At 67.6% G+C, this 12,427-nt stretch carries 9 protein-coding genes; 6 read left to right on the forward strand and 3 right to left on the reverse strand.

Annotation, left to right across the window (positions count from 1 at the left end; translation table 11 throughout):
* Positions 1 to 66: 66 nt before the first annotated feature.
* Positions 67 to 249: a hypothetical protein gene (locus ACFQ9K_RS15050; RefSeq protein WP_378716508.1), complete on the reverse strand. Its 183-nt coding sequence runs from the start codon at positions 247 to 249 to the stop codon at positions 67 to 69.
* A 2,899-nt stretch (positions 250 to 3,148) separates the two neighbouring features.
* Between ACFQ9K_RS15050 and ACFQ9K_RS15055 the strand changes: the two genes are divergently transcribed.
* The gene (locus ACFQ9K_RS15055) at positions 3,149 to 6,325 is read left to right on the forward strand and encodes a carboxyl transferase domain-containing protein (protein WP_378716561.1); all 3,177 of its coding nucleotides are present in this window, start codon (positions 3,149 to 3,151) and stop codon (positions 6,323 to 6,325) included.
* 437 nt (positions 6,326 to 6,762) lie between these two features.
* Here ACFQ9K_RS15055 and ACFQ9K_RS15060 read toward each other — a convergent pair whose 3' ends face one another.
* Positions 6,763 to 7,929 carry a serine hydrolase domain-containing protein gene (locus tag ACFQ9K_RS15060; protein WP_378716505.1) on the reverse strand — a complete coding sequence of 389 codons (1,167 nt, stop codon included), beginning with the start codon at positions 7,927 to 7,929 and terminating at the stop codon, positions 6,763 to 6,765.
* Positions 7,930 to 8,058: 129 nt separating this feature from the next.
* On the opposite strand from ACFQ9K_RS15060, the gene ACFQ9K_RS15065 reads away from it, so the two are divergent.
* The 3 genes from ACFQ9K_RS15065 (at position 8,059) to ACFQ9K_RS15075 (ending at position 10,435) form a co-directional block, all read left to right on the forward strand.
* Positions 8,059 to 8,469, forward strand: a complete 411-nt coding sequence (locus ACFQ9K_RS15065) for a YciI family protein (RefSeq protein ID WP_378716504.1) — start codon at positions 8,059 to 8,061, stop codon at positions 8,467 to 8,469.
* Position 8,470: 1 nt separating this feature from the next.
* Entirely contained in the window at positions 8,471 to 9,721 is a 1,251-nt protein-coding gene (locus ACFQ9K_RS15070; RefSeq protein WP_378716502.1) for an RNA polymerase sigma factor, read from the forward strand.
* Between the two features lie 66 nt (positions 9,722 to 9,787).
* Positions 9,788 to 10,435, forward strand: coding sequence for a pentapeptide repeat-containing protein (locus tag ACFQ9K_RS15075; protein WP_378716499.1), 648 nt, complete (start codon positions 9,788 to 9,790; stop codon positions 10,433 to 10,435).
* 123 nt (positions 10,436 to 10,558) lie between these two features.
* Here ACFQ9K_RS15075 and ACFQ9K_RS15080 read toward each other — a convergent pair whose 3' ends face one another.
* Entirely contained in the window at positions 10,559 to 11,320 is a 762-nt protein-coding gene (locus ACFQ9K_RS15080; RefSeq protein ID WP_378716496.1) for a TetR/AcrR family transcriptional regulator, read from the reverse strand.
* Between the two features lie 139 nt (positions 11,321 to 11,459).
* Here ACFQ9K_RS15080 and ACFQ9K_RS15085 point away from each other — a divergent pair, with 139 nt between their 5' ends.
* Both ACFQ9K_RS15085 and ACFQ9K_RS15090 read left to right on the forward strand, forming a co-directional pair.
* The gene (locus ACFQ9K_RS15085) at positions 11,460 to 12,101 is read left to right on the forward strand and encodes a hypothetical protein (RefSeq protein WP_378716495.1); all 642 of its coding nucleotides are present in this window, start codon (positions 11,460 to 11,462) and stop codon (positions 12,099 to 12,101) included.
* A 60-nt stretch (positions 12,102 to 12,161) separates the two neighbouring features.
* The gene (locus ACFQ9K_RS15090; RefSeq protein WP_378716492.1) at positions 12,162 to 12,404 is read left to right on the forward strand and encodes a hypothetical protein; all 243 of its coding nucleotides are present in this window, start codon (positions 12,162 to 12,164) and stop codon (positions 12,402 to 12,404) included.
* The last annotated feature ends 23 nt before the right edge of the window (positions 12,405 to 12,427 follow it).

Consider the following 12,427-nt stretch of genomic DNA (forward strand, 5'->3'; position numbering starts at 1 on the left):
CGCAGTGAGCATGCGCCCGTCGACCCGCGGGCGATGGTCGAACCCCACTTCGCCCATCGCCCGCGTTCAGGTGAAACCCTCAGCGAGATCGAAGTTTTCACCAAAGGTATCCACCACCACGGCGTCGTAATCGCCACCAGTGCCAAAGGTCCCGCCGCACATCACCAGCGACACTCGACCGGTAACCGCATGCTCCGCCAGCCGCCAGCCGCCAGCCGCCAGCCGCCAGCCGACCAGCCGACCAGCCACCCCCGCCGCAGCCCCGCCGCGAACCCACCAATCGGGACTTAACCGATCCCCTCCCCACGCCCCACCCCAGCCAAGTCCCGTCCGCCGCCCGCCCCCATCCCGACCGGGACAAAGCCGAGCGCCCTCTCACGATTTACCTCGGTGAGGCCCCCTTCGATCCCGCACACCCCTGAGCGGCACCTAGCGAAGCCCCCTCGCACGATTCACCCCAACCACGTCCCATTCGGCTCCGTATACTTTCGCGACCGGGACATAGCCGAGCGCCCTCTCGTGATTTGGCTCGGTGCGGTCCCGTTCGATCTGGCACGCCCTGAGTGGGACCTAGCGAAGCCCCCTCGCGTGATTCACCCCAACCATGTCCCGTTCGGCTCCGCATGTTCTCGCGACCGGGACTAGGCGGAGGTCCTTCTCACGATTTGCCTCAGTGCGGTCCCGTTCGGCTCCGCAAGCCTTCGCGAGCGGGACATAGCCGAGTGTCTTCTCGTGATTTGTCTCGGTGAGGTCCCGTTCGCTGCTGCATGCTTCCGCGAACGGGACCTAGCGGAGCCCACTCGCGCGATTCACCCCGACCATGTCCCGTTCGGCTCCGCATGCTTTCGCCTCCGGGACATAGCCGAGTGCCCTCTCACGATTTGCCTCGGTGAGGTCCCATTCGATCCTGCACGCCCCTGAGCGGGACCTAGCGGAGCCCACTCGCGTCATTCACCCCAACCGTGTCCCGTTCGGCTCCGCATGTTTTCGCGACCGGGACTAGGCGGAGGTCCTTCTCGCGATTTGCCTCAGTGCGGTCCCGTTCGGCTCCGCATGTTTTCGCGACCGGGACTAGGCGGAGGTCCTTCTCGCGATTTGCCTCAGTGCGGTCTCGTTCGGCTCCGCATGCTTTCGCGACCGGGACTAGGCGGAGGTCCTTCTCGCGATTTGCCTCAGTGCGGTCCCGTTCGGCTCCGCATACTTTCGCCTCCGGGACATAGCTGAGTGTCCTCTGGTGATTTGTCTCGGTGCGATCCCGTTCGCTGCTGCATGTCTTCGCGAGTGGGGTTTGGCGGGGCGCTCTTGCGTGATTCGCCTCAACCGTGTCCCGTTCGGCTCCGCATGCTTTCGCGAGCGGGACATAGCCGAGTGTCCTCTCGTGGTTGGTCGTGGCGCGGTCTCGTTCGGCTCTGCATGCTCCGCGAGCGGGATTGGGCGGAGGTCCTTATCGTGATTTGGCTCGGTGCCGTCCCGTTCAATGCTGCATGCCTCCGCGAGCGGGTGATGGCGGAGCGCTTCGCGTGATTCGCCTAGCTTGTCCGTTCGCTGCCATAGGGCTTCACGAGTGGGTCTGGTAGAGGCAGCTCTCGCTATTGCCGAGGTGATGTTCCGTTGATGCCGTAGACCTTCGCCAAGCGGGACGTGCCGGAGTGGGCTCTTGCGAATTGCCTAGCGAGATCCAATTCGAACCAGCTCGCGTCTCACAAAAGGTGGCGGCGGGCTCTCGCCGATCCATCTCAGCCAGTGTGGTGTTGCTGGCTCCGCCGAGCGGGGCATGGCCGCGGGTGTTCCTGCGGTTTGCCTCGGTGAGGTCCCGTCAGGTGTTCGCTGGTGTTTCGAGTGGGACGTGGCTGGGTGTGTTGTCGGGTTTTGTCGCGGTCAGGTCCCGCGTGGTGTCGTGCGGCGGGTTGAGTGGGGCGTGGCGGCGGGTGTTTCTGCGGTTTGGCTCGGTGAGGTCCCATCGGGAGTTGCTTGTGTCCCGGGCGGGATGTGTTGGAGGGTCTTCTTTCGATGCGCATCTGCGAGGTCCCGTTTGGGGATTGCTCGCGTTACGAGCGGAAGCGCGCGCGGCCGCCTTGCGCGCGGGCTCAACTGTGCCTGTCTATGCCGCCGGCTTTGTCGAGTGGGACTTGGCTGAGCATCTTGTCGCGATCAGCCTCGACTACGTCCTGTTCTATGTCCGGGCCTCGCCAGTGAGGTATCGGGGAGGCACTCTCCGGATTCGCCTGAGCCGTGTCCCGGTTCATGTTGTCAGTGCGGCCGAGTGGGATCTGGGTGTGGGTTTTCGTTGGATTCGTCTGAGCCGTGTCCCGGTTCATGTTGTCAGTGCGGCCGAGTGGGATCTGGGTGTGGGTTTTCGTTGGATTCGTCTCAGTCGTGTCCCGGTTCATGTTGTCAGTGCGGCCGAGTGGGATCTGGGTGTGGGTTTTCGTTGGATTCGCCTCAGCCGTGTCCCGGTTCACGTTGTCAGTACGGCCGAGTGGGATCTGGGTGTGGGATTTCGTCCGATTTGCCTCAGTGAGGTCCCGCCTTGTTCGCTTGGGTTCCGGGTGGGACCTAGTTGGGTGCCCGCTTGCTGTTCGTCTCGATGACGTCCCGTTCGGTGCTGTCTACCTTTGCGAGTGGGACGTGGTGGAGGGAATTCTTGTGGTTCGTCTTGGCGAGGTCCTCGTCGGGTCCGGGCCGGGTTCCGAGTGGGACGTGGTGGAGGGAATTCTCGTGATTCGCCTCGGCGATGTCCCGGTTGACGTTGCGGGCTCGGGCGAGTGGGACCTGGGGGGATGTCTTCGACTTGCCGGAATGGGGTTCATCGGGTGTTCGGTTGCGTTCAAGGCCGGATGTGGTGGAGGGAGCTCTCGCGATTTGTTGCAGGCATGGCCCGTTTGGTGTCGCATGCGTGGTCTAGCGGGACGTGGGGGAGGTTTTATAGCGATTTGCCTCGGACGTGTCCCTGTGGTGTTGGGCGACTGGCCGTCGGTATCGCGATGTGGTGGAGGAGTTTTCGCGATTCGGGTCTTGTAAGGCATGGATGGTGGTTATTGGGGTGCGGGAGGCTGGTCGTCCGGGGAAGGGCGGGATAGAAGGTTTCTGCGATTTGGGTCGGGGATGTCCTGATGGGTGCAGGGGTGGGATGGGGGAGACTGGCGGGATGCGCGTGGCGGTGGTTAATCGGGGTGAGGTGGCGGTTCGGGTTTTGCGGGCGGCTCGGGAGCGTGGGTGGGGGACGGTGGCCGTGTTTACCGCTGAGGAGCGGGATGCGCTGCATGTTCGGTTGGCGGATGATGCGGTGCAGCTTTCGGGGGTGGGGGCGGCCGCGTACTTGGATGTCGCGGCCGTGGTGGGGGCGGCGCGGAAGGCGGGGGCCGGGGCGTTGGTGCATCCGGGGTATGGATTTCTCAGTGAGAGTGCGGAGCTTGCTTCTGCTTGTGCGGCAGCCGATCTCGTCTTCGTGGGACCGGCGCCGGAGGTGTTGCGGACCTTCGGCGACAAGATCGCGGCGCGGGCGGCGGCGGAACGCGCGGGGGTGCGGGTGTTGGCGGCCACGTCCAGCGGTGCGGGGATCGCCGAGATCGCGGAATTGCTTGCCGCGCATCCGGATGGGGTGATGGTGAAGGCGGCGGCCGGGGGTGGCGGGCGTGGGATGCGCGAGGTGCGGGACGCGGAATCGCTGGGGGAGGCGTATGAGCGGTGTCGGGCGGAGGCGTTGGCGGGATTCGGGGATGCCACGGTTTATGCGGAAGCACTGGTGGCGGATGCTCGGCATATCGAGGTGCAGGTGGTGGCGGATGGGGAACGCGCCGTTGCCCTCGGTGACCGGGATTGCAGCGTGCAGCGGCGGCATCAGAAGCTGATCGAAGTGGCGCCCGCGCCCGATCTTGCCGCGGCACTGCGGGATCGGCTGCACGGTGACGCGGTGCGCCTCGCCGAATCGGTGGGTTGTCGCGGCGTGATCACCGTCGAGTTCCTCGTGCGCGGTGACGAGGCATGGTTCCTCGAGGTGAACCCGCGGCTCCAGGTCGAGCACACCGTCACCGAGGAGGTGATGGGCGTGGACCTGGTGTCGATCCAGCTGGATCTGGCACAGGGCCGCACCCTCGCGGACCTCGAATTGCCCGCCGGCCCACCCCGCGGCTATGCCGTGCAGGCCCGAGTGAACGCCGAAATCGTCACCGCGGGTGGCGATGTGCTGCCCAGCACCGGCACCGTGGCACAGTTCGCCGCACCGACCGGCGTCGGCGTGCGCGTCGACACCGCCGCCTACACCGGCATGCGGCAAGGGGCACAGTTCGATTCGCTGCTGGCCAAGGTGATCGCCCGCGGTCCCTCGTATTCCGCTGCGCTGCGCCGCTGTTCGGACGCCTTGGCCGAAACCGTGGTCGTGGGCATCGATACCAACGCGGCACTGCTGCGGGCGGCACTGGACGAGCTGTCCGCCGGGGTCACCGTATCGACCGCGTGGTTGGCGCAGAATCTCGACGAACTCGTTACCCGGGCAATCGATTACGCACCGGCACCGCATCTCGAACCGGTCACGGCGATCGCCGAATCCGTCGACCTGCGAGACGACGAACAAACCCTCCGCTCACCCATGGGCGGCACGGTGGTCAGCCTCGTCGAACCCGGCACCGTCGTCGCGGCCGGCGCCGAAATCGCCGTCTTGGAGGCCATGAAGATGCAGCATGTGCTCCGCGCCGAGCAACCGTTGCTCGTCCGGCGACACGTCGCGGCCGCCGGTGCGACGGTGGATCCGCATGCGCCCCTGCTCATCTGGACCGAGGCCGACCATGACGGAACCGTCGCCGACAACGTGGCGGTCGACCTCGACACCATCCGCCCGGACTTGGCCGAGGTGCGCGAACGTCACCGCATCGGCCTGGACGAGGCCCGACCCGCCGCCGTCGCCAAGCGTCACCGACTGGGTCGGCGCACGGCCCGCGAGAACATCACCGACCTCGTCGACGAGGACAGCTTCGTCGAATACGGCGCCCTCGCCGTAGCCGCCCAGCGCCTCCGCCGCAGCCCGGAAGATCTGATCGCGAACACCCCCGCCGACGGCCTGATCGGCGGCGTCGCCACGGTCAACGCCGAGCGGTTCGGCGCCGACCGCACCCGGGTGGTCGTGCTCGCCTACGACTACACCGTCATGGCAGGCACCCAGGGCTATCGCGGCCACGCCAAGACCGACCGCATGCTGGAAATTGCTGCCGCTCAGCGCCTTCCGGTGATCTTCTTTACCGAGGGCGGCGGCGGTCGCCCCGGCGACACCGACACCGGCGGCATCTCCGGACTCGACGTCACCACCTTCCACGCCATGGGCGCGTTGTCCGGCCGAGTCCCGCTGATCGGCATCGTGTCCGGCCGCTGCTTCGCGGGTAACGCCGCGCTGCTCGGGATGTGTGACGTCGTGATCGCCACCCCCGACGCCAATATCGGCATGGGCGGCCCGGCGATGATCGAGGGTGGCGGACTCGGCGTCTACGCCCCCGAAGACATCGGCCCGATCGAGGTCCAGCGCCGCAACGGGGTCGTGCACATCGTCGCCGCCGACGAAGCCGAGGCGGTCCGCGTCGCCAAGGACTATCTCGCCTATTTCCAAGGACCAGTGGATGATTGGACCGCGCCGGACCCGCGCCTGGCGCGCCACGTGATCCCGGAGAACCGGCTGCACGCCTTCGACATCCACGCCGCGATCGAGGCGGTCGCCGACGTCGATTCCGTCCGTGAGCTGCGCCCCGACTGGGCGGTCGGCATCGTCACCGCCCTGATCCGCGTCGAGGGGCACCCCTACGGCCTCATCGCCAACAACTGTCACCACCTCGGCGGCGCCATCGATGCCCCCGCCGCCGAGAAACTCGGCAGCTTCCTGCGCCTGTGCGGAGCCCATCGGCTGCCGATCGTATCGCTCTGCGACACACCGGGTTTCATGGTCGGCCCGGACGCCGAAAAGGACGCCACCGTAACGAAATTCAGCCGCCTCTTCATCGACGCCGCCGCCCTGTCCGTCCCCTGGGGTACCGTCATCCTGCGCAAGGGCTACGGCCTCGGCGCCCAGGCCATGGCCGCAGGCTCCTTCCGCGCGCCCCGCTTCGTCATCGCCTGGCCCACCGGCGAAATCGGCGGCATGGGTTTGGAAGGCGCTGTTCGCCTCGGCTTCGCGAAGGAACTCGCCGCCATCGAAGACCCGGTCGCACAGCAGGAGGCCTTCGACAACATGGTCGCCCTCGCCTACACCACCGGCAAAGCCCTGACCGCCGCCACCTTGCTCGAACTGGACGACGTCATCGACCCCGCCGACACCCGCCGCTGGATCCGCACCCTCCGCTGACGCCCCGCGCCTCGTGCCGGGCCACGAGACCACCGGCACCGCCAGGCAGTTCCGCGTCTTGCGCCGAACCAAGCGCAGCGTGCGTCGTCTTCCGCTGCACGTTCCGCCATCGATCGCTGCGCCAGCGGCTATCGATGTGTCGCGGCCGGATCGTGCCCAGCGCATTTCCCTGTGTCATGCAAGCACATTTCGTTGACGGCACCTCGGATCGCCGGCGAATCGACGCGGTCAGAGATGAATCGCGCGGAGCGCTATCCAAGCGCGATTTGAAGGAGCGCAACAGGTTCGGCTCACTGATCGTGCTTCTCAGCGCACGATTTCGGCTAAGTTGTTGCACTGGAAGCTGATTCATTGCGTAGCGTGCGGCACTGTTGACTGGGCGTATGCGTGCTCGGTCCGATCGCAAATCCGCGCAGGCGGAGAGGTGCCTTCCTGTCCTACCCCAGCGCGGTTTCCAACGCGTCCACCAAGTTTCGGGCGCGTAGGTCCACTGCGCCTTCGATGATGTAGTTGGTGACGTAGGCGAAGGCGAGGGTGCGGTCGGGGTCGGCGTAGGCGAGGGAGCCGCCGCGGCCGGGGTGTCCGAAGGTGGTGGGGCCGCCGAGGGTCAGGTCGGCTATGGGGAGCATGAAGCCGGTGGCGTAGCGGTCCGGCAGCATGATGACCCGGTCGAGGCCGCTGGTCTGCTCACGGGTGGCGGCGGTGAGGGTTTCGGGGGTGAGCAGACGCTTGCCGTCGACCTCGCCGACCAGCGCCGCGTACAACCTGGCCAGCCCGCGGGCCGTGCCGATACCGTTGCTCGCCGGGATCTCCGCGGCCTGCACTGCGGGCGAGTTGAAGTCGATGTCCGGCGGGTCGGTGATCTGAAAGGCCCGGTTCGCCAACGACTCCGGATCGCGCATCGCCGCGACCATCGGCCGCAGCTGTTCCGGAATCAGCTCGTCCGGCACCGAATCCAGATCCGGCTTCGGCGCGAACACCAGTCGGCTGACCCGATCGCGTTGCGCCGCAGGCAAACCGATGAAGAAGTCGATCCCGTACGGCTCGGCGATCTCCGCGGCCAGGAACTGCCCGACCGTCCGCCCGGTGATGCGACGAATCACCTCGCCGATCAACCAGCCGAAGGTGCGCCCGTGATAACCGTGGTCGGTGCCGGGCGTCCAGTTCGGTGTCTGCGCGGCCAGCGCGTCGACCATCGGCGTCCACGCCAGCGCGTCGTCCAGCGGCACCGGCTGGTCGAGCGCCGCGAGCCCGGCCTGATGCGTCAGCAACCAGCGCACCGGGATCTGCTCCTTGCCGGCAGCCGCGAACTCCGGCCAGTACCGTGCGACCGGCGCGTCCAGCTCGAGCAGACCGCGCTGGACCAGCAGATGCGCCGCCGCCGCGACCACCCCTTTGGTCGCCGAGTAGACCAGCTGAAGCGTGTCCCGCGCCCACGGCCGCCCGGCGTCGGGATCGGCGAGCCCACCCCACAGATCGACCACCGGCCGCCCGTCCCGATACACGCATACGGCCGCCCCGACATCGCCCTGATCGGCGAAGTTCGCGGCAAACGCGTCCCGTACCGGCTCGAAACCAGGGGCAACCGTTCCGTCGATCGTCATGAACCCCAGCATGTCATGTGCCCGGCCGCGGCCGCATCGAACTTTTCCCGGATGTCCGAGAATGGTCGGCAGCGCCGACGTTCTTGATGAGCGGCACCACCGCGGTGCCGCCGACTCGGAGGAATTGCGATGAAATACATGATCCTGAGCTACGGCTCGCAGCAGGACTACGACGGCTTGTCCGGCAAGGAGACCGGCAAACCCGCGTGGACTCCCGAGGAGTTCGCGGCCATGGTCCAGTTCATGACCGAGTTCAACAAGAGCCTCGAGGAATCCGGCGAACTGGTCGAAACTCGCGGTCTGGCCGAACCGGTGCACACCCGGCGGATCGGCGGCAAGGGCGGCGCGTTCGTCACCGACGGACCGTACGCGGAGACCCAGGAGGTGCTCGCCGGCTACTGGATCGTCGAATGCGAGAGCTTCGACCGCGCCACCGAGATCGCGGCCCAACTCGGCAGATGCCCGGCGCCCGCACACCTCGCGGACACGGCCTATGCCGATGTGCGGCCGGTCGCCGAGGCGGCACCCGAGTTCGGCTGAGATGCCGAATCACGACGTGGCGGACCTGCTGCGCGTCTGCGCGCCGCAGGTCCTCGCCGCGCTGGTCCGCCGCTACGGCCACTTCGACACCGCCGAGGACGCGGTGCAGGAGGCACTGCTCGCCGCCGCGGCGCAATGGCCCGGTCAGGGCATTCCCGATAATCCGCGGGCCTGGTTGATCACCGTCGCGTCCCGTCGGCTGACCGATCTGCTGCGCAGCGAGCAGGCCCGCCGACAGCGCGAGGAGACCGTCGCCCGATGGGTGCTGCCGCAGGACTGGCTGACCCCGCCCGCCGACCGGCAACCGGCGGACTCCGACGACACCGTGATCCTGCTGTTCCTGTGCTGCCACCCGGCACTGTCGCCGTCGTCGCAGGTCGCGCTCACCTTGCGCGCGGTCGGCGGCCTGACCACCGCGGAGATCGCCCGCGCCTTCCTGGTCCCCGAACCGACCATGACCAAACGCATCAGCCGGGCCAAGCTGACGATCAAGAACAGCGGCGTCCCGTTCGCCCCGCCCGCCCTCGGCGACCGCGACGCCCGTCTCGCCGCGGTGCTGCACGTGCTCTACCTGATCTTCACCGAGGGCTACGCCGCCACCTCCGGCGCGAGCCTGCACCGGGTCGAATTGTCCACGGAGGCAATCCGGCTCACCCGTCTGGTGCATCGGCTGCTGCCCGGCGACGCGGAGGTGGCCGGGCTGCTCGCGCTGCTGCTGCTCACCGACGCCCGCCGGGACGCGCGCACCGGACCCGGCGGTGAACTCATCCCGATGGCAGACCAGGACCGCAGCCGATGGAACGCCGCGTTCATCACCGAGGGCATCGCGCTGATCACCGCGTCGCTGCCGCGCGGCGTCCCCGGCCCGTACCAACTCCAGGCCGCGATCGCCGCACTGCACGACGAGGCGTCGAGCTACCCGGACACCGACTGGCCGCAGATCATGCTGCTCTACGAGCGGCTGCTCGCCCTGGTCGACAATCCGATGATCGCGCTCAATCACGCTGTCGCGGTATCGATGGCCCGCGGACCGCACGCGGCGATGAAACTCGTCGACGATCTGGCAGCCGACGGCCGCCTCGCCGATGACCACCGCTTGCACGCGGTACGCGCCCACCTGCTGGAGACCACCGGCGATACCGCGGCCGCCCGTGCCGCGTATCTGCTTGCCGCGCAGCACACCCTGAGCATTCCGCAGCAGCGCTACCTGCACGCGCGCGCCGCCCGCCTGCCGGGGGAGACCTCCGGCTGAACCTGTCAGTGCCGCCCGGAATACTCGACCGCTGTCGCACCATGACCCGTCACCAGGAGGACCCGAATGCCCCGCGAGCTCGAAGACCTGCCGTACGCGCGCCACCTCGCGGCCTGGACGGGCGAGCTCGAACCCGAGGGTGACTACGACTGCGTGCACCTCGACGGCGCCGAACTCGACGACGTCGAGGTGCAGAATGCCCGCTTCAACGAATCCGCGCTGACCTCGCTGGCGTTCCATCGAGGCAGCCTGCGGCACACCAGGTTCGTCGATGTCTGGCTGCGCAATGTCCGCTGGATCGGCACCGAACTCGCCGACACCGGCTGGCAGGACGGCGAGGTCATCGCCGGCGCCATGTCCGGCGTCGACCTGGCGGGCTCCCGCTTGCGCCGCGTGCGCTTCGAAGGGTGCAAGTTCGATTCGGTCAACTTCCGCACCGCCCAGCTGCGCGATGTCAGCTTCGTCGAATGCGTCCTGCGCGACTGCGATTTCGGCGACGCCACCCTCACCAACGTCACCTTCCCCGGCTCCACCCTGGAGAGCATGATCATGAACCGGGTGAAACTCACCAAGGTCGACCTCCGCGGCGCCCGAGCCCTCGACATCACCGACGGCCTGGACTCCCTGCGCGGCGCCACCATCGACAACGGCCAGCTCATGGAACTGGCCCCCGCCTTCGCCCGCCACCTCGGCCTCGTCGTCCAAAACTCTTGATCGCCTTGCGTGCCCCCTGACTGCCTCGGTGCTGTTCGGCGGCACCAGGCACGACCCCACCACTGCGCTGCGCAACGCCAGGCGAATTGCGAGCTATAACGAAGTGCGTTGTGCCAGTAGCGGTTATGTGTTGGTGCGGGCGATGGTCGCGGCTACGCCGTCGAGGATGAGATCCAGGCCGAACTCGAAATCTTCTCGACTGGGGTCGGGGGTGGTGGGCGGGGGTGCGGACTGGAACAGGCCGGAGTGGAAGAGTTCGGACGCGTCCGGGAAGAGTTCGGGGTCGACCAGGCGGGCCATGTGGCGGGCGTAGTTGCGGTTGGTCTCGACCTCGTCGAGACCGGTTGTGCGCCTGCCCTGTTCGAGTTGCTGCGCGATCAGGTCGGCTTGGCGGACGTAGCCGCTGACCACCATGACGATGCCGACCTTCGCGCCGGCGTCGAGCCCGGTGGGGCGGAGGGCGCGTAGGCCCGCGTCCATCCAGCCGATCGCGCTGGGTCCACTCGGCGGGCCGGAGATGGGTAGTTGGGTCAGCCACGGGCGCCGCCGGTGCACGGACCACAGGGCGGCGGCCCACTCGCGCAGCGCTGGACGCCAATCCTCTTCCGGGGCGGCGAAATTCGGGGGAGGACCGGTGCCTGCGTCGCCCATGAGGACGAGCAGTTCCTCCTTCGAGCCGATGTGGCGATAGAGCGACATCGGTGTGACGCCGAGGGTTTCGGCGATCTTCGGCAGGGTGGCCCCGGACAGCCCGTCGCGGTCTGCCAGGTGCACGGCGGTGCGCACGACCTGCTCGACATCGAGCCCGGCGGGACGGCCGAGCCGCGGACCGGTGGGCAGGCGCCACAGGCGGACCAGCTCGCTCGGCGGGGTGTCGTCGCCCATCGTCCGGTTCGCCTCCTCAGCGCTTGTGCTCGACCGGCGGGAAGGTTAGCATGCGTCTTATAGTATAAGAGATATACTAAATAGGAAAGAGCCTGGTCGCCACGCATCGAGCGGGGTGGACCAGCGAAAGCGAGGGTCCATGGACAGCACCGTCATCCGACGAACCACCGGCACGGCAGGGCTGGTCGCCACGCTCCTGATGCTCGTCGAGCTACCGCTGTACTTCGTCTACGCGGGCCCGCCGCCGGATTGGAACATCCTCACCCGCAGCATGTTCGGGCTCATCGGCAACGTCCTGCTGGTGGTGTTCATGATCGGGCTCCCGCACCTGCTGAAAGAACGCGGCCCGGCGTACGCGTGGATCGGCTCGATCAGCGCGGCGGCGGGCCTGATGTGGCTCACGGTCACCAGCGTCGCCACCTGCCTCGAGGTCGGCGCGGCCATCGCCGCGCCCGATCCGATCGATCCGACCATCGCCGTGACCGGCACCTACATCCTCTACGGCTCGCTGTCGAAGCTGTTGATCGCGTTGTTCCTGATCGCCTTCGGCAGCGCGATCGCGGGCACCGGGCTGCTGCCGCGCTGGACCATGTGGACGGCCTTCGGCCTGGCCGCCATCCACCTGATCTTCGTGCCGTCCATGTTCTGTGGCAACGATCCGGCGAACTTCTACGCGGCCAACGGCTGGGGCACCACGGCGTCGACCGGCGGCCTGACCATCCTCTGGCTGCTCGCGGTGAGCATCACCCTGTTGCGTGCACCGCGGCGCCGGACTGCTTGACCGGCTGCGCCTGATTCCCCCGCCGACCTCGATGGTCTGCGCGAGGCCGTGGGCCGATCGATGGTGGGCATCGAATCGGCTGCCCCGCAACAGGATCGGGCGGAGGTGCCGGCCGAGGTGCGGGCCGTGCCGGACAGCTGGCGACTGATCTACTTCCTGATCGACGGTGCACCCGCCGTCCTGCGGGAGCGCTCGGCGCAGGCCCGCGACGAACTGCGCATCCCGCTGAGTCGCCAACTCGGCCAATGGTTTCCCGGTAAGCGCAGCACCCCGCTGAACGAAATGCTGCTGCGCATTCCCTGAGCAGTTCGTCGTTTCGCACCACA

The sequence above is a fragment of the Nocardia sp. NPDC056564 genome, assembly GCF_042793755.1.
In the GTDB taxonomy this organism is placed as follows: domain Bacteria; phylum Actinomycetota; class Actinomycetes; order Mycobacteriales; family Mycobacteriaceae; genus Nocardia.